Origin of the sequence: Rhodococcus sp. SBT000017 (genome assembly GCF_003688915.1) — a bacterium.
In the GTDB taxonomy this organism is placed as follows: domain Bacteria; phylum Actinomycetota; class Actinomycetes; order Mycobacteriales; family Mycobacteriaceae; genus Rhodococcoides.
The window spans coordinates 4,126,399-4,148,113 of the sequence record NZ_REFU01000001.1 but is presented as its reverse complement, the minus strand read 5'-3'; the positions used below and the strand labels follow the sequence as shown (position 1 = coordinate 4,148,113).

Genomic DNA, 21,715 nt, shown 5'->3' with positions numbered 1-21,715 from the left:
TCGACTACTGCAGTTCGACGATGAGCTCCACTTCCACCGAAGCACCGAGGGGCAATTCGGCGACACCCACGGCCGAGCGCGCATGCTTGCCTGCATCGCCGAAGATCTCACCGATGACGTTCGACGCCCCGTTGATCACCCCGGGCTGACCGGTGAATCCCGGTGCGGAGGCGACGAAGCCGACCGCCTTGATCACCCGGGCCACCGAATCGATGCCGACGAGCGCGTGCACGGCGGCGAGCGCGTTCAGGGCGCAGATGCGTGCCGCTGCGGTGGCGTCCTCAGCGGTGACGTCGCCGCCGACCTTGCCCGCGGACGTGAGGTTTCCGTCCACGATCGGCAACTGGCCGGAGGTGTGGACGAGCGAGCCCACCTGCACCGCCGGGACGTAGGCCGCCAGCGGCGGTACGACGTCGGGCAGCTCGATGCCCAGCTCGGACAGTCGTTCGCTCCACTTCGCCACGGCCGCTCAGGCCTTCGGGCGCTTGAAGTACGCGACCAACGTGTCGCCGCCGTTGGGTCCCGCCATGATTGTGACGAGCTCCCAACCCTCGGAGCCGTAGTTGTCGAGGATCTGCTTGGTGGCGTGAATCAGAACAGGTGCGGTGAAGTATTCCCAGATGGTCTTTTCGCTCATGACTGATGAGCCTATCGTTCGGTTCCGCCCCCGCGGTGCCGGAACTACAGTCGTTGCATGGATCGGCTCGATATCAAGGACGCCATCTATCACTTCGCGCGCGACCGCGGTGATTCTCGAGACCAGTTCTCCCTGACTGCGTTCGACTCGGTCGATCGCGCCGCGCCCTCGTTCGACGAGATCGTCGCGCACATGGAGGCCCGTGCGCCCCTCGTTCCCGGCCTGAGACTGCGGCTTCGGGAGGCACCGCTGAATCTGGACTATCCGCGATGGGTACCCGATACCTCCCCGCTGGCCGAACGGATGTCCGATCACGATCTCGGCGGTGCGTCCTGGGCCGATTTCGAGACCTTGATGGGCGACCTGCTCCGCACCCGTCTCGATCTCCGAGAACACTCCTGGCACCTGTACGTGGTGCGTGGAATCGGTTCTGCTCCGTTGATGCAGGGTCCGGTCACGGTGGTGATACTGCAGGTCGGGCATGCTCTGACCGATGGGCTGGGCGTGTCGAAGATGGTTCGCGCACTTGTTCGAGCCGTCGTCCGCGACAGGTGCGGCAGCGTCTTCGGAGACCGATCCCGAGCGGGAGAACCCCGTCGTCGGCGTTCTCGGTGCTGTGGTTCGGGCACCGGTGGATCTCGTGCGATCGCGGTGGGAGGCCCGCCGAGCGATTCGCGCCTACCGGGGGACGCCGCCCGGCCCGCCGTCGGTGCCCGCCACGTCGCTGAACAGCGCCGTGGGCCCGTATCGAGTCGTCCGCATCGTGCCGATGCGGATGACGGAAGTCCGCGCGGGTGCCGCGTCGGTGACGGTGTCCGCTCTCTGCGCCATCGGCCCGTGTCTCGATCGGTATCTCGGCGACGGTCTCGAGCCACTGTCCGAGACCGGAGGCACCGTTGCGGCGTTCGTACCGATGGCCCTACCTCGCGACGTGGAGTGGCCCGCAGCGAATCGAGCGGTGGTCGGAACGGTCGATCTCCACGTCGGCGAACCCGATCTCGAGAAGCGGGCCGAGCTGATCAGTGCGTCGCTGGCAGTCGAACGAGCCAGAGTGGACGGCCGCACCACTGCTTCGCGTCGCGCGTGCGGACGAGCGGGTGCCCGCTCCGATCGTCCGATTCGTGCAAGGACGTCGATTCCGCAGACACGACCGCTCTCCGTCGCGCGTCGGCGCTCAGACAACCGTGGTCAGTGTCGACCGTGGCCGCGCGGACCTCGAGCTGTGTGGTGCCGTCGCGCGTTTCTCGGCAGGCTTTCCGTTCCTCGAAGACGGCCGGTGTCTCAATCACGGAATCTTCGGTCTCGGCACGGTGGCGACGATCGCGATGGTCGCCTGTCCCGACGCAGTTCCGGATCTCGACGCGTACACACAGAGTTTGGTCGACCGACTCCGCCGACACTCCGGGCAGAGTTAGACACTTCGGTCGGACTCCCGAGGACGACCTCTATATGGTCGGGGTGTGGGTATAGCGAACGAAGAGGGATGGCCGGCGAAGGCAGATGCAGCGCGGCTGCATTTCGTATCCGGTAAGGGCGGGACCGGCAAGACGACCGTCGCTGCCGCATTGGCGTTGGCGCTCGCGGCGGGCGGTCGACGGGTGTTGCTGGTCGAGGTCGAGGGCAGACAGGGCATCGCGCAGCTCTTCGACGTGCCGCAGCTTCCGCCGCAGGAGACGCGCGTCGCCTCGGCGGACGGCGGCGGCGAGGTCTACGCACTGGCCATCGACATCGAGACCGCGTTCCTCGAATACCTCGAGATGTTCTACAACCTCGGCTTCGCCGGCCGCGCGATGCGCAAGATCGGTGCCATCGAGTTCGCGACGACCATCGCACCCGGCCTGCGCGATGTGCTGCTGACCGGCAAGGTCAAGGAATGTGTGGTGCGGACCGACAAGAAGGGCAACCGCATCTACGACGAGATCGTCGTCGACTCGCCGCCGACCGGCCGCATCGGAAACTTCCTGGACGTCACCAAGGCGATGGCCGACCTGGCCAAGGGCGGACCGGTTCGTTCACAGAGCGAGGGCGTGGTGCGGTTGCTGCACTCGGCCGACACCGTCGTGCACCTGGTGACGCTGCTCGAGGCGCTGCCGGTCCAGGAGACGGCGGACGCAGTGCGTGAGCTCGAGGCGGCTGATCTTCGGCTCGGCACGGTCATCGTCAATCGCACCGAACCGACGTACCTGCCGGCGGAGTCCCTCGAAGCCATCGCCGAGGGCGAGATCGATGCCGTCGCCATTGCGGACGGTCTCGCCAAGACCGGAATCACGTTGTCCGAGGCGGACTTCGCCGGGCTGCTCACCGAATCGATCGAGCATGCGGCGACGCTCTCGGCTCAGGTGGAGAGCGCAACCACGCTCGACGAACTCGACGTCGCGCGGATGTCGCTGCCGATGTTGGCCGACGGTGTCGATCTCGGCGGCTTGTACGAGCTCGCCGCCAAGCTTGCAGAACAGGGTGTCCGATGACTCGACCAGCAGCAACCGAACTCGATGTCGACCGCATTCTGACCGATCCCACGTCGCGGATCGTCGTCGTCTGCGGGGCGGGCGGCGTCGGTAAGACGACCACCGCAGCAGCGATGGCGCTGCGCGCTGCCGAGCAAGGCAGGCGCGTGGTGGTGCTGACGATCGATCCGGCCCGCCGCCTGGCTCAGGCTCTCGGTCTCGGCGATCTGGACAACAGCCCGCAGCCGGTGAAGTTGGGTGCCGGTGCCAAGGGCGAACTGCACGCGATGATGCTGAACATGCGACGCACGTTCGACGAGATGGTCATCGAGCACTCGACGCCGGAGAAGGCCGAGCAGGTGCTGGCCAATCCGTTCTATCAGACTGTGGCGTCGTCGTTCTCGGGCACGCAGGAGTACATGGCGATGGAGAAGCTGGGGCAGTTGTCCCTGGACTCGTCGTGGGATCTGATCGTGGTGGACACTCCGCCGTCGCGCAATGCACTGGACTTCCTCGATGCCCCGCAGCGACTCGGCTCGTTCCTCGACGGCCGCTTCATCCGGCTGCTCACCGCTCCCGGTCGCGGCATCACCCGCGTGGTCACCAGCGCGATGAGCTTGGCCATGCGCGGCGTCTCCACGGTGATCGGAAGCCAAATGCTCTCCGACGCATCGGCTTTCGTTCAATCGCTGGACTCGATGTTCGGCGGTTTCCGCGAGCGGGCGACGCGTACCTACCAGTTGCTGCGCGAGGACGGCACCAGCTTCCTCGTCGTCGCTGCAGCAGAACCCGACGCGCTGCGCGAGGCAGCGTTCTTCGTGGAGCGATTGTCCGCAGAGAAGATGCCGCTGGCCGGCTTGGTGGTGAACCGGACGCACCCGACGCTGTCGACGGTGCAAGCCGATCACGCCGCGACGGCAGCCGATCTGCTCGATCGAATCGAAGACCCCGGCGCGGATCTGACCGCCGCAGTCCTGCGGATCCACGCCCAGCGTGCAGTCACGGCAGCGCGGGAGGTGCGGTTGCTTCGACGCTTCACCGGTGCGCACCCCCGGGTACCCATCGTCGGTGTGCCGTCGCTGCCGTTCGAGGTCTCCGACCTCGCCGCGCTACGTGCAGTGGCAGATCAGCTGACCCGCAAGGGCTAGATCGGCCGTACCTGGCAGGGCTGATCCAGCCCTGCCAGAAAAGGGTGCTAGATAGCTGCTTGCTGCTGGCGCTGGGTCTCGAAGAACTCGGACCAGGAGTCGACCTCGGGGTGCTGCTTGAGCAGCGCCCGGCGCTGGCGTTCCGTCATGCCGCCCCAGACACCGAACTCGACACGGTTGTCGAGTGCATCCGCACCGCACTGCATCAGCACCGGGCAGTGCCTGCAGATGGTTGCAGCCTTGCGCTGTGCTGCACCCCGGACGAACAGCTGGTCCGGGTCAGTGCCCTTGCAACGGGCGTGCGACACCCAGGCGATGCGTGCTTCTGCTTCTTCTACATCGAGTCGCGTCGGCGCGGTTGTCGTGTGCATGCGGATACCCCTTTGCGTTGCGGACGTCCTCGCTGGACGTCCCGGAGGCTCGAAGCGGTTTGTACCTCGTCGGCCGAAGCACAAATTCTAGGAGCTGCCCCACATTCATTATCAAGTGTTATGCGAATCACACCGTGCTCATAATTTAGGTAAAGCGAGCCCCGAATGCAAGACGGCGGGGTCACATTTCTGGTACGGCCGTCCCGAGCAGGGGCGCAGCACACAGCGCATGCATGCCTCTGCCGGTCCGAGCCGCACCCACGTACGCTGTGCTCTGTGTCAGTTGGAAAAACCGTGGCGAAGCTCGCCGGATGTTCAGCACTCGCCGGTGCATTGCTCGCCGGCGTGATGTTCCCCTTGGCCGGTGGGTTCGGATACGCGTCCAACCGCGCCGCCGATACCGTCGACAACGTCTCGGCCGAGCTGGTCGAAGGCGCAGTGCCTGCCGTCTCGACGATGACGGACGTAGACGGGAATCCCATCGCCTGGCTGTACGAGCAGCGTCGATTCGAAGTGCCGAGCGACCAGATCTCCAACGAGATGAAGCTCGCCATCGTCTCGATCGAGGATCGCCGCTTCGCCGAGCACCAGGGTGTGGACTGGCAGGGCACGCTCCGAGCGTTCCTGACCAACACGACCAGCGGGCAGGTGGAGCAGGGCGCGTCCACGATCGATCAGCAGTACGTGAAGAACTATCAGCTGCTCGTGGTGGCCAAGACCGACGCCGAACGCCGCGCGGCCATCGAGACGACGCCCGCTCGCAAGATCCGTGAGATCCGGATGGCGTTGACGCTCGACAAGGAACTGACCAAGGACGAGATCCTCACCAGGTACCTCAATCTGGTGCCGTTCGGCAACGCGTCCTTCGGCATCCAGGACGCGGCCCAGACGTACTTCGGCATCGACGCCAGCCAGCTCAGCGCCGTCCAGGCAGCGATGCTCGCGGGCATGGTGCAGTCCAGCTCGGCGCTCAACCCGTACACCAACGAGGAGGGAGTGATCGAGCGCCGGAACACCGTGCTCGACACGATGATCCAGAACCTCCCCGAACGCGCTTCGGAGCTGGAGGCACTCAAGTCCGAGCCGCTCGGCGTGCTGCCGGTCCCGCAGACCCTGCCCCGCGGATGCATCGCGGCAGGTGACCGCGGGTTCTTCTGCGACTACGCGTTGGAATACCTCGCCGAGGCCGGAATCAGCCAGGAGCAGATCGACAAGGGCGGATACCTCATCCGTACGACGCTCGACCCCGCGGTGCAGAATTCCACCAAGGCCGCTCTGGTCAGCAACACCAGTCCCTCACTCGACGGTGTCGCCACCGTCATGAACGTCGTCGCACCGGGCCAGGACCAGCACCGGGTGCTCGCGATGGGCAGCAGCCGCACGTACGGCCTCAACGCCGACGACGACGAGACCGTGCAGCCGCAACCGCACTCCCTCGTGGGCAACGGAGCGGGCTCCATCTTCAAGATCTTCACGACGGCCGCCGCCATGGAGCGCGGACTGGGCACCAGCGCAACGCTGCAGGTTCCCAAACGCGTGGAGGTCAAGGGCGTCGGCGACGGCGGTGCACGAAACTGCCCGGCAGCGACCTACTGCGTGGAGAACGCGGGCAATTACCCACCATCGCTGTCCATCACCGACGCGCTGGCTCAGTCCCCCAACACCGCGTTCGTCAAGCTGATCGAATCGGTGGGAGTCACCCCGACGGTCGATATGGCCGTTCGCCTCGGGCTGCGCTCGTACAACGACCCGGGTTCGTCGGGCACCGAGCAGTCGATGGCCGATTTCCAGAAGAGCCAGAACCTCGGCTCGTTCACACTCGGACCCGCCTGGGTGAACCCGCTGGAGTTGTCCAACGTGGCTGCCACCCTGGCGTCCGGTGGCAAATGGTGCCCGCCCACCCCGATCGACTCGATCTTCGACCGCGACGGTAAGCCCGTTCCGGTCGCTCACCAGGCGTGTGAGCAGGTCGTCGAGCCCGGTCTGGCGAACACCCTCGCCAACGCGATGAGCAAGGACGATCAGGCAGGCGGCACGTCCGCCGCCGCGGCCGGGTCGGTCGGCTGGACGCTGCCGATGGCGGGCAAGACCGGCACCACCGAGTCGAACCGTTCCTCGGGCTTCCTCGGCTTCACCAACAACTACGCCGCCGCCGTATACACCTACGGCGACTCGCCGACGCCCAGCGAGATCTGCTCGTTCCCGCTGCGACCCTGCGGGTCCGGCAACCTCTTCGGCGGTAACGAGCCGGCCAGGACGTGGTTCGACGCCATGAGCCCGATCGCCACCAACTTCGGACCCGTCACGTTGCCACCCGTCGACCAGAAGTACGTCCGCGGCTCGGCCAACGGCCAGGTACCCGACGTCACCGGTCAGAGCCAGTCGTCTGCGACGTCCACGCTGCAGGGTGCGGGCTTCCAGGTGACCGCAGTCACGACGGCCGATCAGGCAGCACGCGGCACCGTGGTGTCCACGTCGCCGTCGGGCTCGGCGGTCCCCGGATCCAACATCACGATCTACGTCAGTGACGGTTCGGTTCGACCGGCTCCGGCTCCGACGCCCGCGCTGCCGAACATCCAGATTCCGGACCTACCGCCGGGGATTCAGATCCCGGCGATCCCGGGTATCACCGTTCCTCGCTAGTGCCTGCGGCAGTGGTGCGGTTATGTGCCCCAGGGGGGACGTAACCGCACCACTGCGCGCAGCGCACTACAGGCGGTCTTTGACAGCCTTCGACAGTCGCGATCCGTCGGCCTTGCCTGCGGCGAGTCCCGACGCGATCTTCATGACCTGACCCATCTGCTTCATCGCCGGCCGCTCACCGAGGTCCTCGGCGACCTGGGCGATAGCGGTATCCACGATGGTGGCCAGCTCCTCGTCCGTGAGCGGAGTGGGCAGATACTCGTTGATGATCTGCGCTTCTGCATGCTCGTTGGCGGCGAGCTCGCCGCGTCCGTTCTGGGTGTAGATCTCGGCCGACTCGCCGCGCTTCTTGGCTTCCTTGGCAAGCACTTTGAGCACGTCGTCGTCGGTCAGATCGTGGGCCTCCTTGCCGGAGACCTCCTCGGTCTGGATGGCGGCGAGAATCATGCGCAGCGTTGCCAGGCGGAGTTTGTCCTTCGCCTTCATCGCTGCGGTGAGGTCGGTACGGAGGCGGGCCTTGAGTTCGGACATGGCGGAAACGCTACGCGGCGCAGTCGTCGGCTCGCACGTCCATATCCGGTTGCTGACGTATCGTGGATGAGGTGTCCGCACAATTCAGTCACCCGTTACTCCCTACCTCGACCCAGCTGCGCAGTGCCTCGACGCAACTGCGCTCGGTTGCCGAGCACGCTCGAGATGCCGTCAGGGCGTCCCCATTGAGAAGTTCCGTGATCGGGACTGCGGGTGCCGCGGCGCTGGGCGTCGGATACGCCACACTCATCGAGCGCAACGCGTTCACGCTGCGCGAGACGTCCATGGCGGTGCTCGAGCCGGGTTCGGCGACGCTGCGCGTGCTGCACATCAGCGACCTGCACATGATGCCCGGCCAGCGAATGAAGCAGAACTGGTTGCGTGAACTGGACCGCCTCGACCCCGATCTGGTCGTCAACACCGGCGACAATCTTTCCCACCAGCGTGCCGTCCCCAGCGTCGTGCAGGCTCTGGGGCCGCTGCTGGCTCGGCCTGGTCTGTTCGTGTTCGGTAGCAACGACTACTTCGCGCCCAAGCCGAAGAACCCGTTCAAGTACTTCGACAAGAACCACAAGCGCACCACCGGCGACTCGTTGCCGTGGCGCGACCTGCGGGCCGCGTTCTCCGAGCGGGGCTGGCTCGACGTGACGCACGTGCGCCGCGAGCTCGAGGTGGCCGGGGTGCGGATCGCGTCGGCGGGCGTCGACGACCCGCATCTGAAGCGCGATCGCTACGACACCATCGCCGGTCAGCCCAATCCGTTGGCAGACCTGCGACTTGGCATCACCCATTCGCCCGAGCCCCGAGTACTGGACAAGTTCGCCCAGGACGGATACGACCTCGTCCTCGCCGGACACACCCACGGCGGCCAGCTGTGCCTGCCGTTCTACGGCGCTCTCGTGACCAACTGCGAGATCGACCGCTCGCGCGTCAAAGGGCCGTCCAAGTGGGGTGCGCACACCCAGCTGCACGTCTCCGCTGGTCTCGGTACCTCGCCGTACGCGCCTGCGCGGTTCTGCTGCCGGCCCGAAGCCACCCTGATCACGCTGACTCCGGCCCCGAGAATGGGTCCGAAAAACGTCTCCGACGAGGGCGTTTCGCGTTCCGAGGCAGTCGTGAGTTAGACTTCTCCAGCGGTACACGGGGTGTGGCGCAGCTTGGTAGCGCGCTTCGTTCGGGACGAAGAGGTCGTGGGTTCGAATCCCGCCACCCCGACAGTTGGACAGAGAAAAGGACCCACTCGAGTGGGTCCTTTTTCTTTGCCTGATCGACGCTACTGTGAGTCATGCCGACACCCACCCGCGTTCATGTCACCCACCAGTTCTCCTCGCCGCCTGAGGTCGTGTTCGAGGCGCTGTCCGAGCACGAGAACTTGGCTCGCCTGTTCGGGGCGAAGGTCACCCGGCTTCGAGACGGCGACACCTCACGCAACGGGGTCGGCTCCGTGCGCAGCGTTGCGGTCGGGCCGCTGCCCGCGTTCGAGGAAACCACCGTGGTCTCCGATCCGAATTCACTGATCGAGTACCGCATCACCAAGGGCAGCCCGCTACGCGGACACTGGGGCGTCCAGAAGTTGACCCCCACATCCGACGGTGGCACCGAGCTCGCCTACACGATCGGGTTCGATTCGCCGATCCCCGGCCTCGCTCCTATCGTCGGCAAGGTATTGGGTTCGAGAATCTCGAGGAACTTGCCGCGCCTGGCACGCTGAGTCTTCGAGAAATCCTCATACTCGAGTATGACGACAGCACTACCCGGGACTGATGTATCCATGTCGCCGACGCGACAGAGTCGACGACATGGACATCGTCAGAACTCACAGCCTCGGCAAGCGCTATGACACGCATACCGTCGTCGACGACGTGAACCTTCGCATCCCTGAGGGCTGCGTCTACGGCTTTCTCGGTCCCAACGGATCGGGTAAGTCGACGACCATGAAGATGCTGCTGTCCCTGATTCGACCGACCTCGGGTGAGGTAGAGATCCTCGGCAAGCCGATGAATCACGGCACTCGCCGCGAATTGCTTTCACACATCGGATCACTCATCGAAGCTCCACCCGGATACGGCCACCTCACGGGTGCGGAGAACCTCCGTATCGTGCAACGCTCGCTCGGATTGCACGCCGAAAAGATCGAGCGGGCAGTGGCCACCGTCCGTCTACAGGAACACCTCGACAAGAAGGTGAAGAACTACTCGCTGGGAATGAAACAGCGCCTGGGCATCGCGATGGCACTCGCACGTGAACCGCGACTGCTGATCCTGGACGAACCCACCAACGGATTGGACCCGGCGGGCATAGAAGAGATCCGCGGCCTGCTCCGCCATCTCGCCGACCACGGTGTGACAGTCATGGTTTCGAGCCATCTGCTAGGTGAGATCGACAAGACGGCCAACATGCTGGGAATCCTGAGCCACGGTCGCCTGATCTTCCAGGGCACCCGCGACGAGCTGTTCGCCGCCTCCACGCCCGACGTGCTCATCGATGTCATCGACGCTGAACGCGCCAGTTCGGTTCTACAACAGCCAATTCCAAGATACGGCAATACATTGAGACTGCCCGGCCTCGACGATCGAGGTACCGCACTGGTGGTGGCGGAACTCGTCGGCGCGAACGCAGGCGTCTACGGCGTTCGGCGCGAAAATCAGTCGCTCGAAGACGTATTCATGAATCTGACGAAGGGGGGCCGATTGTGACGACGGTACGCAACGAGTTCGCCAAACTCCGGCACCTGCACATCGGCGCGATCGGCGCAGTGCTGGTCTCCGCAATCGTAGGTTTGACCTTCGTCGGCGCTCTCACCGCGGCGACGTCGAACGATTCGCCCACGGTCTCCTGGGCACTACCACTGGCCGGCCTGTCCCTTGCCGTCCCCATCGCCTCACCCCTGCTGATCGCAGTGATGGCGAGCCGCACAGTGGAAGTCGAGCACCAGTCGAACGGCTGGCTGCTGAACCAGACCAATGGTGCCGACCGCGGAGACCTCGTTCGCGCGAAGCTCGTCTCGACGGGCCTCGTCGTCGTTATTGCGACGGTGGTGGCCAGCGCGGCAGGTCTATTTTTGGGAACTGCCATCGGAGTGACCCAGCCGTTGCCTGCCGGCCTGTGGTTCGGCTACACGGCGGCGGTGGTCACGGCGAACCTCGTGATACTCGGTCTTCACCTGCTGATCTCAGCGCGAGTGGACAACCAACTGGTCGCGCTGGGAGTCGGCATCGTGGGTACCGTCATCGCGATCTGCGCCTCCGGATTCCCCTCCTGGGCAGCGCACCTGACGCCCTGGGGCTACTACTCGTTGGCATCGGCGGCGGACTACCAGGGCGAGCAGGTGGTGACGCTGGACCCGTCCTACGCCAGTATCGCTGCCCTCGGAGTTGTCGGCGCAGTGTTGTTCTGGCTCATGACCGTTCGACTGGATCGACAGGAGGCACGAGCATGAATGCGTTCTCGGCCGAAATGATCAAGCTCAGACGCTCGCAGGCCTGGGCGGTCGTCGTTCTGCTGCCACTGATCATCGCGGGGGTCGGAACGTTCAACACGATCGCCTCGGGCGCAGAGTTGGCAGAGGGATGGCGCACATTGTGGTTGCGCACAGTCGTGTTCTACGGACTGTTCCCACTCGCGCTCGGCATTGCCGTGCTGGCCTCCCTGGCGTGGAAAGCCGAACACCGAGGAGGGAATTGGAATGCCCTGATGAGCGGGCCGGTCTCGTCGGTGCGCATCGTGTTCGCCAAGACGGCTGTAGTGGCAACGCTGACCGCGGCCATGAACATCGTCATGCTGGCAGCCGTCGTAATTCTCGGCAAGGTGGTCTTCTCGCTCGACGGCATGCTCCCTTCCGAGCTCTTCGCGACCAGTGCACTCGTCGTGGTGGGCTCGCTACCGGTGGCGGCTCTGCAATCCGGTCTGTCGATGGCGATCAGATCGTTCGCGGTGCCGATCGCCATCGCTCTCGTCGGGGCCGGGATATCGGTGTTCCTCCTCACCGCCGAGGTGACCGGGGCAATTTTCGTGCTGCCCTATGCACTGGCGACTCGCGCAACCCAACTGGCCACCGGAACCTTCGGTGACTCGGGTTCGCTCACCACCGGGGCCGCGCTATCGGTCCTGACGGCCACGACGCTGCTCACTGTCGCAGTCGTCGCACTGACCGGCAGGGCACTCGACCGCAAGGACATTCACGTTCAGTGATATCGCAGCGAAAGGAGAATCGACCATGACCGACAATCGAACGATCGCTCACACCGAGTACACCGAACCGGGGCGCGCGCATCAGCGCCCCGACGGGCGCGGTGCCGCTTCGCTCACCGCAGCAGTGCTCGCACTCCTTCTCACACCCGTGCTCGTGATCTTTCCGTTCGCCGGCTTCGTCCCGGTCGCGCTCGCCGCGACCGGCGTCGTGCTGGGGTGGCGGGCGACGCGACGCACTGCAACCGGGGTAGCGCGCACGGGATTCGTCCTGTCGATGATCGTGTTGTGCGCATCCGTGGCGGCGGCCGCCCTGTGGATCTTTTTCGTGGTGAATCCGTCGATTGCTCAGTACGGTGAGCTGCACGACGCAGTGAGCAACATCTTCTCCAGTTGATTCGACAACGTCTCGGCGATCGATCCGTGGGGCCTGTTCGTAACACTACGGACCATCTGGTCCCATTATCATCGCCGCATGATGCTCACCACTGGATCCGAGCAACACCGCGTCCGAGCCATCGGACGCGGTGTTCTCTGCTTCGGCATCCTTTCCTACACGGGAGCGGTCTCGGTAGGCATGTACTGGCGCGGTACGACGACCGTGCTCTTGATGGCCATTGCACTTGGCCTGTGTCTGCCATGGTTGTTCGCGCATCGCTATCCGCTGCGGTCCTTCGCCGTGATGTCGGCTGCCGGCACCGTCCAGTTGATCGAAGGTTTCGGCCCGATCCCGGCGAATCTCATGTTGCTGGCCGGGGTGTACGCGGTGGCAGCACACGCCCCACGCCGTGCGGCACTGCTTTGCGCGACAGCCGTCGTGGCGGGCGCGGTAATTGCCGCGATCCGGTGGGGTGAGACGTTCGCGGCATCTGCAGTGCCGCTTTCGGCCATAGGGACGACGACCGTCGCGGTGTGGCTGTGGGGCACCCATACCGCCTTACGTCGTGTGCACGACGAAACTCTGCGTACCCGTGCCGACCAACTCGAACGCGAGCAGGACCATTTGGCGCAGATAGCCGCAGCAGAAGAACGTGCCCGCATCGCGCGCGACCTTCATGACGTGATCTCGCACAGTCTGGCGGGCATCCTCACCATGTCCGAGGGAACGTTGCGGTCCTCACCCGAACTGGCGGAAAAACACAAGAATTCGCTCCGCATGATCAACACCCATTGTCGTGATTCGCTTTCCGAGTTTCGAAAGTTGCTCAAGCTGCTCCGAGACGAACCAGCGGACATGACGCGCACCTCGCCCGTCGTGTCGAATCTCGAGTTCCTGGTCGAATCGGCCGCGTCCGATACCGTCGCCACGGATTCGACTGTGGAGGGCCGTCATTGCGAGCTGCCACCAACGGTGCAGGAAGCCGTCTACAGAATCGTGCAGGAGTCGTTGACCAACGTTCGCAAACATGCCGGCACCTCGGTGACCAAGGTGACTGCATCGGTCGACGTCACCGCTGAGAACGTGAAAGTCGAAGTCAGTGACGACGGTGACGGGTCGGCTGCCGAAGTGGGTGCCACAGAGTGCACTACGGACGGCTTCGGGCTACTCGGTATGCGCGAGCGCGTCGATTCCCTGCGCGGAACGCTGTTCGCCGGGTCGCCGCCCGACGGCGGATTCGTCGTTCGGGCCACGATTCCTCTCAGCTCCGACGATCGCAGCTCGAACAACCGGTATGTTCGCACCAGAAACAACTGATCGCCATCAGCTGACTCGATCTTTCGGGGGGACAATGATTCGCACTGTCATCGTCGACGACAGTGAGCTGTTCCGAGCTGGGCTGCGAATGATCGTCGAGTCCGGAAGCGGAACCACCGTCGTCGGCGAAGCAACCAACGGGATCGACGCAGTTTCCTTGGTCGAGAGCTTGCCGGGTGAGATCGACGTGGTCTTGATGGACATCGACATGCCCGGACTGAACGGAGTGGACGCCACTGCGCGGATCCTCGATCTCGACGCGCCTCCCAAGATCCTCATTGTCACGACATACGCGGTGGACAACCTGGCGTACAACGCCATCATGGCGGGGGCGAGCGGATTCTTGCTCAAGGACACTCCGCCCGACGCGCTTCTGTCCGCCATCGAGGCCACTCACCGCGGCACTGCGGTCGTCTCGCCGCAAATGACCCGGCAACTGCTGTGCTCGGTATCCCCGCAACGTGCCGCTATTCCCGCCGACGATTCCGTTCGGCGCCGCTGGGAGTCGCTGACGGACCGCGAACGTGACGTACTCGAGGCAATCGCACAGGGACTGAACAATTCGGAAATCGCGGACAAGCTGTTCATCGCGGAGGTTACCGTCAAGACACACGTGGGGCGGGTACTGCGCAAGCTCGATGTTCGCGACCGGATTCAATGCGTGGTGTTCGCCCACACTGCGGGTTTGGTCGCGGACTGACGGAGTGTGATCACTCGGCACGCGAGGAGACGGCTCCGGATATCTTGGCACCAGCATCGCGCCGTGCCGCGCGCCGGAGCACGAACACCGCCGCAATGCATCCGACGACGCTCCAAGCACCGAGAACCAATGCGGTCTCGGCCAGGTGCCACCGCCCACCGATCTCCGAAGCGGCTGCGGCATCACCGAGGAGAGCAGCGCGCAGGGCCTGGCCCAGCCAGTAGAGCGGAGTCGCCTGTCCGATCGCCTGCATCCAGGACGCCTGGTTCGCCAGCGGGTACAACACACCGGACACGCTCACCAGCGCCATGAGCAGAAGCGATACGAAACTCAGGTTCCGCGGGTTCTTGACGAGCGAACCCAGGATCGCTCCGAACGGCAGAGTAGCCGTCATGCCGAGGGGCAGAATCCATACAAGGTTTGCGAGTTCGATCGTATCGGCCGAGACGAACTGCCCGAACAGCACACTCGCTCCGATCAGTACGACACAGAAGGTGATGAACGTCAGGGCCACCTGGCTGCTGATCTTGCCGACGAGATAGGTGTGAATACCGTAGGGCAAAGATTTCACGCGCAGCAGACTTCCGTCCTCCCGCTCGGCGATGAGGTTGGTGGCCAACCCCATCAGTCCGCTGAACAGCACGTTGATCGCGAGCACTCCGGGGATGGCGAAACTACCGAGCGAGGCTCCGGAGCCCGACACCTCCACTCCTCGAAGAAAATACATGACGATCAGAGCGATGCACGGAAAGAAGATGTAGTTGAGGACGAGGGTAAGGCTCTGTCTGAATTCGATCAGCCCGCGGCCGAGTCCGAGACGGACGGTATCAATGAGCATGGAAGAGCACCTTTCCTTCATCTGGACTCGGATCGAGCTCCGCGGCAACGGGATCGGCACTTCGAATCATGTGCAGGTAGGCGTCCTGCAAATTCAGTGGCCGGACGACGAGATCGGTCACTTCGGAGCCCCCGAGGCCAACAGTTCACGGACGAACTCGGTGGCGTTGTCGACCGTCGCCGTCTGGGAACGTCCACGGAGCCGATACGAAACCGCGGTACCCCAGGCGTACCGGCGGGCGAGCTGCTCGGTGGTTCCACGCGCGACGACACGTCCATCTACCAGAATCGCCACCGAATCTGCGAGAAGCTCGGCCTCGACCAGATCGTGGGTGGTCAGTACGACGGCCGTTCGCCGCGTGCGGGTGATCGACCCGATGAGTTCGTGAAAGTCCTGGCGCGCTTCGGGATCGAACCCGACTGTCGGTTCGTCCAAGAACAACAGTTCGGGATTTCCGACGAGTCCGATCGCGACGTCGAGACGACGCCGTTGGCCTCCGGAGAGTCGACCGACCTTGGTCTGTGCTCGGTCGGTCAGACCGACAGCATCCAGTAACTCGTCCGTATCGTATGGCAGTCGGCCACCCGACGGCCCGAGTACTCGATAATGCTGTGCGAAGTGCAGCAACAACTCTCGAACTTTCCACCGACGATGATCACGCCATGACTGCAACACGACACCGATGCGCGACTGCCATTCTTCGTCGCCGTGGGCGGGATCGACTCCCAAAACACGCACGTACCCACTCGACCGGCGGCGAATTCCCTCGAGAATCTCGATGGTGGTCGTCTTACCCGCGCCGTTCGGCCCGAGCAATGCAACCACTTCGCCCGCCTCGACACGCAGATCGACCCCGGTCAACACATCGATCGACCCGTAGCGCATCCGAACGTCCCTGGCCTCGAGGGCCGGTACGTCGGATTGGTTCGGGTAGACGGATGTGTCAACGGAGTCGTTCGACTGCCCGTGCAGTGCCATCGTCATCGACGCTCCTTCTAGTTTGCTGCCACAAGAGTTCGGTACGAAACGGAATCGGATCCCGGACCGGCGACCCGGCACATGATCGTGCCGGGTCGCCGTACCGGGTGCAGTCTCACTCCTTGGAGTGATCCTCGAACGGCAGGATCGCTTCGGTGTGCGGACCGATGAACTCTCCGGTCTCGTCCTGGAAACGGCCCAGATCTGCAACAGCAGGTGTTTCGTATGCCTTGTTCACGATGCAACTCCTCGCTGAATTGTAGAGATGTTTCGAATTGTCATATCCGACTGACGAATTCACTCCTTGGAGTGATCCTCGAACGGCAGGATCGCTTCGGTGTGCGGACCGATGAACTCTCCGGTCTCGTCCTGGAAACGGCCCAGATCTGCAACAGCAGGTGTTTCGTATGGCTTCGACATGCGCGTTACACCTCCGTTCCGTGGTTGATCAGGCGGCGATGTTCGCGGCGGCGACGGTCAGTTCTTGCGATCGGCGATGGGGTTCCAGCCCTCGGCCTGGCCACCGATGCCGAAACCTGTCTCGTCCTGGAAGCTGCCCAGGTCGACGACAGCAGGAGACTCGTAATCTTTGATCATTTCGGTGCTTCCTTTCGGTTCTGTCTCGGTCGAGCTTGTTGGATCCGGTGTCAGTTCTTGCGATCGGCGATCGGGTTCCAACCCTCGGCCTGGCCACCGATGCCGAAACCTGTCTCGTCCTGGAAGCTACCCAGGTCGACGATGGTCGGGGTTTGGTAATCCTCGGTCATGTGTCACACCTCCTTTCGCATACTCAGGGGATCGATCGATTCACTCCGGGGCCCGTATCGGGTCCCCCGGTACGGGATCGACGGCGGTCGACGCCACGGTCGACATCCGACGTCCCGAGTTCATGGGGCACCGCCTGGAGTTGCAGCTCACAAAGACTGCGGCAGTGCCGATTTCGAGGAGACCGAGAAGAACGTCGAGAAATCGGACTTGGCCATCGGTTCATCGACGATCACTCCGTCGACCTCGATCCACGCATGGGCCGTGAACGGCGGCGATGAGAGCACGCCCACACACCATTGCGGCCACGTGCCCCGCGCACGGCACACCAACGCTGTCGCGAGGGATCGAGGCAGACAGGCTGATCCACCTCTGCTGTAGGGGCTGGCGGTCAGGACCGCGTCGCGAGCCAGACGCGCCTCCTCGTACGTCGCCGGCCGAGCGCCGGCTGCGATTCGTTCGAGGACCGAACGCAGGGAATTCGGAGGCATTCTGCTCAGGCCCTTGGCAATTCCGACGCTCGCCTTGATGCCGAGAGTGGGGAGCGGACCGAGGGTCGACGGAATGTGTGGCAGTACGTCACTCACAGCAGACCGACTCCTTCGAGTTGGCGGTAGGCAGCATCGACGTCGCGTCTCGCCAGTGCCGGGTCGATGGCGAACGTGTCGACCAACGCCGCGGCCGCGTCCTCGCGACTGCCACCCTCCCGCAGGCAACGTGACACGATCAGCGCACTGTCGTTGAGGTGCCAGTACCGGCCGGCTGCACCGTCGAGAACGACGTGACCGTACTCGGTTGCCACCGTGTCGAGGTGCCTCGTCCTGCTGGAACGACCCGAGTTTCGCTGCGCAGCAGTGTCCTTGGTCCTCCAGAACATAGGTTTCTCCTTTGTCGATAGAGCCGGGATGGATCGATCACACTGTTACGTCGGTCCGATTTCGCTGAGCCGCAAGGAACACCGAGGCATTGATGGCCTGGTGAACATGTCCGACCGGTACCTCACGAGCTCGAGGCGACGTCGATGCAACAAATTCTGTTCGGTCGACCAGTCCGGTATCGAACAGTCGTGCGTCGTCCATCAGCTCCAGCAGTCGTCCGTAGTGGCGGGCGTACCCGCGTACGGACTGCGGTCCGCCGCCGATCTTGTTCGTTCGCATCAGATAGTCGTTCGGTAGCAATCCGCGCATCGCGTCCTTCATGAGGGGCTTCCATTCGAGTGGGGTATCGCGTTCGTCGCGTCGAACTGCAAGGGCAGCTTCCACCACTCGATCGTCGAGCAGAGGCGAGTCGTAGGACACTCCGAACGGCTGCCCCAGTTGTGCTGTGCCGCGGATCAGTCGCGCAGCGTCGCGAGCGAAGTACAGATCGATGTGCCCGGCCACGGTTCGGTCGAGCGGCTCTGCTGCATCGAGCGCGGAATCGATCTTGCTCCGGAGCAGTTCGCGAGCATGCGGCGTAAGCCAGGGTGGCACAGCGGGCGGACTGGACCAATCGTTCATCCGCGGTATCTCGGGGTGAGGAGCTCCGGCCAGTGCTGCACTCATCGTGTCGGCGAACCATTGTCGGTACGTGCGTCGATCGGCCAACTCTCGCACCGTCGTCAGCACTCCGATTCCCGCCGGAATGTGCTGCGCCCTGGCTCTGTTCCACCCGACCCACGGACGTGCCCGTACGATCGTGTGCTCCCACGCATTGACGCCGCGCAAAATGTGATCCCCTCCGAGACCGGTGATATGCGTCCGGATTCCCTTGCGGCGATCGTCGGCCAACATTCGTACGATCCGCGGCCCGGCGGTCGCGGCCTGCGTCGGCTCGTCGAGTCGAACATCCAGGCTGTCGACACCCTCGTAGAAATCCTGCATGTCGTCCGTGGAGGTGACCTCATGGGTGTGCACTCCGGGCATGCTCTTGATCGCCCGGCGAGCCCAGTGGAGATCCTCGCGTCCACCCGGGTCGTCGTTGAAGAGAGTGCGAGCGAGCACACCCTGCTGCGCTTGTGCTGCGAAGTAGCACAGAGGAGTGGAATCCAGCCCCCCGGACAGGTCGCAGGCCACCGGATCTCCGGGCGCGGTGCGAGCTCGAACCGAACCCTCCACCGCCGATCTGAACAGAACGGCACCATCGGACCTCGAGGTGTCGGCCTGCGGCGCGTACCACCACGTTCCGGTCCGGCTTCGCTCGCCGTTTCTGTCGACGGTGATGTATCGATCTCCGGCAAGTGGTTCGACCTCTGCCCACAACGGGACGCGATCGAGTGGGTGCGGCATGGTGCCGAGTAGTCGTATGGTGACGGCCGCTGGGTCGACGTCGAACTCGCCCAGATCGGCCAGAACATCGGCGCGGTCGCTCAGTACCAGCACACCGTCGATGCGCGCAGACCAGATTCTGCGGGTCTCCATTGCCGCGGCGCTGGCATAGATCTGTCCATCGACCGACACGATCGTCGTGTAACTTCCGTGAAAGTTCGACGCTGCCGCTGCCGCCTGTGCCGGTACCGAAATGTCATCGGCAAGTCTCCGCAGCCGGGACTCCGTCGCATCGGACCTGCCGACGATTGCGGCCGTCGTACGTCCAACCTGTGCGGTGACGAGTCGGTCGGTCGTGAGATGCCCGAGAAGCCATGGACGCCCCGAGTGGTGAGTGATCCGAGTGGTCGACACCTGCGCCAACCGGGCCGCCAACGCGCTTGCGCGGGGCGTATCGGGTAGCGCGACGAAAAATGAGCGGCCACCCGCCTCGACAGCATCTCGCGTGTTCATCGTCCGCCTCCCTGCGGTGAGTGTTCGGCTCGTTCGATGTGAACCACTCTGCCGCGTGGGAACTCTCGTGGCGTCCTGCCTGCCGACGATTTCAGTCCTGCGACGGACGGACGCGGAGTCATACCGTGGGAGGACCGCCCGACGCGAACAACCCCGGCCGAATGAATCGGTCGGGGTTGTTCAGCTACCGGAGCAGCTCAGCTGGACGCAGCGCGCAGCTTCTCCAACAGCGGGCCTGCGGCCTCGGCCAGGAAGCGTTCCTGAGTTTCGTCGCCCACCTGGACCAGGGCGATGTCGGTGTATCCGGCCTCCCAATAGGGCTTCACGGCCTCGACGATGGCGTCGAGATCCGGTCCGCACGGAATCGTTTCGGCCACATCCTCTTTGCGCACGAACTTCGTGGCCCCGGCGAAGCCGGCCGTGGTCGGCAAATCGGCGTTGACCGCCCAGCCACCGGCGAACCAGCGGAATCGATCGTGTGCGCGATCGATGGCGGCATCCTTGTCCGGATCCGAGGAGATGGGGATCTGTCCGATGGAACGCGCCGGTCCCTCATGGTTGTCCGACCACGCCTTGACGAGATCGGCGTTCGGCTCGGTAGCGATGAGGTGATCGCCGTATTCGGCGAACCGAGCGACGGCCTTCTCACCGCCTGCCGCGATACCGATCGGCACGCCGCCCTCCGGCAGGTCCCAGATCCGAGCGGAGTCGACGCGAAAGTGCTTGCCCTCGTACGTGACCAAACCACCGGCGTGCAGTGCGCGAATGATCTCGAGTGCCTCGACGAACATGTCCTGCCGCTTGTCGATGGACGGCCATCCCTCGCCGACGACGTGCTCGTTGAGGTTCTCACCGCTGCCGAGGCCGAGTGTGAAGCGCCCGTCGGCCAGGATCTGCAGCGTGGCTGCCTTCTGCGCGACGACGGCCGGGTGGTAGCGAATGATCGGGCACGTCACGTACGTCATCAGCTCGACGCGTTCGGTGGCCTGAGCCACCGCACCCAGCGTCGTCCAGGCATAGGGGGAATGCCCCATGGACGAGAGCCACGGCGAGTAGTGGTCGCTGCTGACCTCGAAGTCGAAGCCGACCTTCTCGGCTCCGACGGCGTGCTGCACCAGCTCTTTCGGCCCGCTCTGCTCGGTCATCAAGGTGTATCCGAAATTGGTCATGAAGTGTCTCCTGGATTGTTGCGACTAGATTGTTGCGACGGAACCGGCGTCGACTCGGTAGTTGGATCCATTGACGAAGCTGGCCCGGTCCGAACACAGGAAGGTGATCACCGAGGCGACCTCCTCGGGTTCGCCCCGGCGTCCGAGCTCCATGTGCGGACGCTCCTCGTCGAGGAAGCTCTCGATGGCCCCGTCGCGGTCGGTGTTCTTCTCCTCGGCCCGCTTGTCCATCATCGCGTCGGTCATCGGGGTGTGAATGAATGCGGGAGAGACCGCATTGACCAGCAGCCCCTCCGATGCATAGCTGCGAGAAAGCCCCTTGGCGAGCGCCAGCACGCCGGCTTTGGCTGCGCAGTAGGGCAATTCGTCGTCGTAGGGCTGCACGGCATCCTCGGAGGTGAGCAGCACGATACGTCCCCAGCCGCCGCGGCGAAGCGCAGGCAGAAACGCCCGCAGTAGCCGGACAGGGCCCATCAGATCGATGTCGAGGGTGGACCTCCACCCTTCCTCGTCGATCTCGTGGAACAGTCCCTGCGCTCCGGTCACGCCCGAGGACTGAACGAGAATATCGATGTCTCCCAGGGCTTTTTGCGTCTGCACCGCCAACTGTTCGACGGCTCCGGTATCGGTCACGTCCGCAGCGAAGGCGAACAATTGGCCCTCCGCTGCGTCGAGCTTCGCTGCAGCGTCGTCGAGCGAGGACTGCTCCTTGTCGCTGATCACGACGCGAACGCCCTCGGCCAACAACATCTTTGCCGTGTGCCAGCCGATGCCGGAGTCTGCTCCGGTGACCAGCGCTGTTCTACCGTCGATTCCCAGATCCATGCGATCCCACTTTGCGCTCG

The 21,715-nt window shown here is 64.1% G+C and carries 28 protein-coding genes, 1 tRNA gene and 1 pseudogene; 14 read left to right on the top strand and 16 right to left on the bottom strand.

Features of this window, described 5'->3' with window-relative positions; all coding sequences use genetic code 11:
- Positions 1–4: 4 nt before the first annotated feature.
- Positions 5–463 (bottom strand): RidA family protein, encoded by a 459-nt coding sequence (locus AYK61_RS19570; RefSeq protein ID WP_121872043.1) that lies wholly within the window; start codon positions 461–463, stop codon positions 5–7.
- 6 nt (positions 464–469) lie between these two features.
- Positions 470–637: a DUF4177 domain-containing protein gene (locus tag AYK61_RS19565; protein ID WP_121872042.1), complete on the bottom strand. Its 168-nt coding sequence runs from the start codon at positions 635–637 to the stop codon at positions 470–472.
- Between the two features lie 57 nt (positions 638–694).
- Here AYK61_RS19565 and AYK61_RS28295 point away from each other — a divergent pair.
- Positions 695–1,174 (top strand): annotated as a pseudogene (locus AYK61_RS28295) (wax ester/triacylglycerol synthase domain-containing protein); the annotation flags it as partial.
- 141 nt (positions 1,175–1,315) lie between these two features.
- Here the strand turns inward: AYK61_RS28295 and AYK61_RS27980 are convergent.
- A complete protein-coding gene (locus AYK61_RS27980; RefSeq protein ID WP_259468127.1) occupies positions 1,316–1,468 on the bottom strand; it encodes a hypothetical protein in 153 nt (50 codons plus the stop codon).
- 191 nt (positions 1,469–1,659) lie between these two features.
- On the opposite strand from AYK61_RS27980, the gene AYK61_RS27975 reads away from it, so the two are divergent.
- The 3 genes from AYK61_RS27975 to AYK61_RS19550 are packed head-to-tail and all read left to right on the top strand — an operon-like array spanning position 1,660 to position 4,232.
- Positions 1,660–2,052 carry a hypothetical protein gene (locus AYK61_RS27975; RefSeq protein WP_259468126.1) on the top strand — a complete coding sequence of 131 codons (393 nt, stop codon included), beginning with the start codon at positions 1,660–1,662 and terminating at the stop codon, positions 2,050–2,052.
- A 45-nt stretch (positions 2,053–2,097) separates the two neighbouring features.
- Positions 2,098–3,105 (top strand): ArsA-related P-loop ATPase, encoded by a 1,008-nt coding sequence (locus tag AYK61_RS19555; protein ID WP_121872040.1) that lies wholly within the window; start codon positions 2,098–2,100, stop codon positions 3,103–3,105.
- A complete protein-coding gene (locus AYK61_RS19550) occupies positions 3,102–4,232 on the top strand; it encodes an ArsA family ATPase (protein WP_121872039.1) in 1,131 nt (376 codons plus the stop codon). The genes AYK61_RS19555 and AYK61_RS19550 overlap by 4 nt, the downstream gene beginning before the upstream one ends.
- A gap of 47 nt (positions 4,233–4,279) precedes the next feature.
- Here the strand turns inward: AYK61_RS19550 and AYK61_RS19545 are convergent, their stop codons facing one another.
- Positions 4,280–4,603 carry a WhiB family transcriptional regulator gene (locus AYK61_RS19545; RefSeq protein ID WP_008712729.1) on the bottom strand — a complete coding sequence of 108 codons (324 nt, stop codon included), beginning with the start codon at positions 4,601–4,603 and terminating at the stop codon, positions 4,280–4,282.
- 294 nt (positions 4,604–4,897) lie between these two features.
- On the opposite strand from AYK61_RS19545, the gene AYK61_RS19540 reads away from it, so the two are divergent.
- Positions 4,898–7,246: a penicillin-binding protein gene (locus tag AYK61_RS19540; RefSeq protein WP_121872038.1), complete on the top strand. Its 2,349-nt coding sequence runs from the start codon at positions 4,898–4,900 to the stop codon at positions 7,244–7,246.
- 66 nt (positions 7,247–7,312) lie between these two features.
- On the opposite strand, the gene AYK61_RS19535 is transcribed toward AYK61_RS19540, so the two are convergent.
- On the bottom strand, positions 7,313–7,777 hold the full coding sequence (locus tag AYK61_RS19535; RefSeq protein ID WP_037187848.1) for a GatB/YqeY domain-containing protein: 465 nt from the start codon (positions 7,775–7,777) through the stop codon (positions 7,313–7,315).
- Between the two features lie 185 nt (positions 7,778–7,962).
- On the opposite strand from AYK61_RS19535, the gene AYK61_RS19530 reads away from it, so the two are divergent.
- From AYK61_RS19530 to AYK61_RS19490, 9 genes are all read left to right on the top strand, one after another.
- Entirely contained in the window at positions 7,963–8,901 is a 939-nt protein-coding gene (locus AYK61_RS19530; protein ID WP_259468205.1) for a metallophosphoesterase, read from the top strand.
- A 17-nt stretch (positions 8,902–8,918) separates the two neighbouring features.
- Positions 8,919–8,992, top strand: a tRNA-Pro gene (locus AYK61_RS19525).
- Positions 8,993–9,062: 70 nt separating this feature from the next.
- Positions 9,063–9,488, top strand: coding sequence for an SRPBCC family protein (locus AYK61_RS19520; RefSeq protein WP_121872037.1), 426 nt, complete (start codon positions 9,063–9,065; stop codon positions 9,486–9,488).
- Positions 9,489–9,576: 88 nt separating this feature from the next.
- Positions 9,577–10,473, top strand: a complete 897-nt coding sequence (locus AYK61_RS19515) for an ABC transporter ATP-binding protein (RefSeq protein ID WP_121872036.1) — start codon at positions 9,577–9,579, stop codon at positions 10,471–10,473.
- On the top strand, positions 10,470–11,216 hold the full coding sequence (locus AYK61_RS19510; RefSeq protein ID WP_121872035.1) for an ABC transporter permease: 747 nt from the start codon (positions 10,470–10,472) through the stop codon (positions 11,214–11,216). Before AYK61_RS19515 ends, AYK61_RS19510 begins: the two co-directional genes overlap by 4 nt.
- Positions 11,213–11,968: an ABC transporter permease gene (locus AYK61_RS19505; protein WP_121872034.1), complete on the top strand. Its 756-nt coding sequence runs from the start codon at positions 11,213–11,215 to the stop codon at positions 11,966–11,968. The genes AYK61_RS19510 and AYK61_RS19505 overlap by 4 nt, the downstream gene beginning before the upstream one ends.
- A 25-nt stretch (positions 11,969–11,993) precedes the next feature.
- Positions 11,994–12,362, top strand: a complete 369-nt coding sequence (locus AYK61_RS19500) for a hypothetical protein (RefSeq protein ID WP_121872033.1) — start codon at positions 11,994–11,996, stop codon at positions 12,360–12,362.
- Between the two features lie 78 nt (positions 12,363–12,440).
- Entirely contained in the window at positions 12,441–13,661 is a 1,221-nt protein-coding gene (locus AYK61_RS19495) for a sensor histidine kinase (RefSeq protein WP_121872032.1), read from the top strand.
- Between the two features lie 34 nt (positions 13,662–13,695).
- The gene (locus AYK61_RS19490; RefSeq protein ID WP_121872031.1) at positions 13,696–14,361 is read left to right on the top strand and encodes a response regulator transcription factor; all 666 of its coding nucleotides are present in this window, start codon (positions 13,696–13,698) and stop codon (positions 14,359–14,361) included.
- 10 nt (positions 14,362–14,371) lie between these two features.
- On the opposite strand, the gene AYK61_RS19485 is transcribed toward AYK61_RS19490, so the two are convergent.
- From AYK61_RS19485 to AYK61_RS19440, 11 genes are all read right to left on the bottom strand, one after another.
- Positions 14,372–15,199 carry an ABC transporter permease gene (locus AYK61_RS19485; RefSeq protein WP_183130361.1) on the bottom strand — a complete coding sequence of 276 codons (828 nt, stop codon included), beginning with the start codon at positions 15,197–15,199 and terminating at the stop codon, positions 14,372–14,374.
- Positions 15,200–15,316: 117 nt separating this feature from the next.
- A complete protein-coding gene (locus AYK61_RS19480; protein ID WP_259468125.1) occupies positions 15,317–16,183 on the bottom strand; it encodes an ABC transporter ATP-binding protein in 867 nt (288 codons plus the stop codon).
- Between the two features lie 109 nt (positions 16,184–16,292).
- Entirely contained in the window at positions 16,293–16,415 is a 123-nt protein-coding gene (locus AYK61_RS27970; protein WP_254925625.1) for a hypothetical protein, read from the bottom strand.
- Positions 16,416–16,474: 59 nt separating this feature from the next.
- Positions 16,475–16,597: a hypothetical protein gene (locus AYK61_RS27965; protein WP_254925626.1), complete on the bottom strand. Its 123-nt coding sequence runs from the start codon at positions 16,595–16,597 to the stop codon at positions 16,475–16,477.
- Between the two features lie 57 nt (positions 16,598–16,654).
- On the bottom strand, positions 16,655–16,774 hold the full coding sequence (locus AYK61_RS19470) for a lasso RiPP family leader peptide-containing protein (RefSeq protein ID WP_121872028.1): 120 nt from the start codon (positions 16,772–16,774) through the stop codon (positions 16,655–16,657).
- A gap of 50 nt (positions 16,775–16,824) precedes the next feature.
- On the bottom strand, positions 16,825–16,944 hold the full coding sequence (locus tag AYK61_RS19465) for a keywimysin-related RiPP (protein WP_121872027.1): 120 nt from the start codon (positions 16,942–16,944) through the stop codon (positions 16,825–16,827).
- A gap of 147 nt (positions 16,945–17,091) precedes the next feature.
- Entirely contained in the window at positions 17,092–17,529 is a 438-nt protein-coding gene (locus tag AYK61_RS19460) for a lasso peptide biosynthesis B2 protein (protein WP_220709132.1), read from the bottom strand.
- Complete coding sequence (locus tag AYK61_RS19455; protein ID WP_080730710.1) at positions 17,526–17,819, bottom strand: lasso peptide biosynthesis PqqD family chaperone; 294 nt, start codon at positions 17,817–17,819, stop codon at positions 17,526–17,528. Before AYK61_RS19455 ends, AYK61_RS19460 begins: the two co-directional genes overlap by 4 nt.
- Positions 17,820–17,856: 37 nt before the next feature.
- Positions 17,857–19,701 carry an asparagine synthase-related protein gene (locus AYK61_RS19450; RefSeq protein WP_121872026.1) on the bottom strand — a complete coding sequence of 615 codons (1,845 nt, stop codon included), beginning with the start codon at positions 19,699–19,701 and terminating at the stop codon, positions 17,857–17,859.
- 197 nt (positions 19,702–19,898) lie between these two features.
- Positions 19,899–20,870, bottom strand: a complete 972-nt coding sequence (locus AYK61_RS19445; RefSeq protein WP_121872025.1) for an LLM class F420-dependent oxidoreductase — start codon at positions 20,868–20,870, stop codon at positions 19,899–19,901.
- Between the two features lie 24 nt (positions 20,871–20,894).
- A complete protein-coding gene (locus AYK61_RS19440; protein ID WP_121872024.1) occupies positions 20,895–21,695 on the bottom strand; it encodes an SDR family NAD(P)-dependent oxidoreductase in 801 nt (266 codons plus the stop codon).
- Between the last annotated feature and the right edge of the window lie 20 nt (positions 21,696–21,715).

Coding starts and splice junctions, on each gene's coding strand:
- AYK61_RS19565 (WP_121872042.1), bottom strand. CDS start 637: ATGAGCGAAAAGACCATCTGGGAATACTTCACCGCACCTGTTCTGATT.
- AYK61_RS27980 (WP_259468127.1), bottom strand. CDS start 1,468: ATGGCGCAGAGAGCGGACACCGTCACCGACGCGGCACCCGCGCGGACT.
- AYK61_RS19550 (WP_121872039.1), top strand. CDS start 3,102: ATGACTCGACCAGCAGCAACCGAACTCGATGTCGACCGCATTCTGACC.
- AYK61_RS19545 (WP_008712729.1), bottom strand. CDS start 4,603: ATGCACACGACAACCGCGCCGACGCGACTCGATGTAGAAGAAGCAGAA.
- AYK61_RS19535 (WP_037187848.1), bottom strand. CDS start 7,777: ATGTCCGAACTCAAGGCCCGCCTCCGTACCGACCTCACCGCAGCGATG.
- AYK61_RS19520 (WP_121872037.1), top strand. CDS start 9,063: ATGCCGACACCCACCCGCGTTCATGTCACCCACCAGTTCTCCTCGCCG.
- AYK61_RS19515 (WP_121872036.1), top strand. CDS start 9,577: ATGGACATCGTCAGAACTCACAGCCTCGGCAAGCGCTATGACACGCAT.
- AYK61_RS19505 (WP_121872034.1), top strand. CDS start 11,213: ATGAATGCGTTCTCGGCCGAAATGATCAAGCTCAGACGCTCGCAGGCC.
- AYK61_RS19500 (WP_121872033.1), top strand. CDS start 11,994: ATGACCGACAATCGAACGATCGCTCACACCGAGTACACCGAACCGGGG.
- AYK61_RS19495 (WP_121872032.1), top strand. CDS start 12,441: ATGATGCTCACCACTGGATCCGAGCAACACCGCGTCCGAGCCATCGGA.
- AYK61_RS19490 (WP_121872031.1), top strand. CDS start 13,696: ATGATTCGCACTGTCATCGTCGACGACAGTGAGCTGTTCCGAGCTGGG.
- AYK61_RS19485 (WP_183130361.1), bottom strand. CDS start 15,199: ATGCTCATTGATACCGTCCGTCTCGGACTCGGCCGCGGGCTGATCGAA.
- AYK61_RS19480 (WP_259468125.1), bottom strand. CDS start 16,183: ATGACGATGGCACTGCACGGGCAGTCGAACGACTCCGTTGACACATCC.
- AYK61_RS27965 (WP_254925626.1), bottom strand. CDS start 16,597: ATGTCGAAGCCATACGAAACACCTGCTGTTGCAGATCTGGGCCGTTTC.
- AYK61_RS19470 (WP_121872028.1), bottom strand. CDS start 16,774: ATGATCAAAGATTACGAGTCTCCTGCTGTCGTCGACCTGGGCAGCTTC.
- AYK61_RS19465 (WP_121872027.1), bottom strand. CDS start 16,944: ATGACCGAGGATTACCAAACCCCGACCATCGTCGACCTGGGTAGCTTC.
- AYK61_RS19455 (WP_080730710.1), bottom strand. CDS start 17,819: ATGTTCTGGAGGACCAAGGACACTGCTGCGCAGCGAAACTCGGGTCGT.
- AYK61_RS19450 (WP_121872026.1), bottom strand. CDS start 19,701: ATGAACACGCGAGATGCTGTCGAGGCGGGTGGCCGCTCATTTTTCGTC.
- AYK61_RS19445 (WP_121872025.1), bottom strand. CDS start 20,870: ATGACCAATTTCGGATACACCTTGATGACCGAGCAGAGCGGGCCGAAA.
- AYK61_RS19440 (WP_121872024.1), bottom strand. CDS start 21,695: ATGGATCTGGGAATCGACGGTAGAACAGCGCTGGTCACCGGAGCAGAC.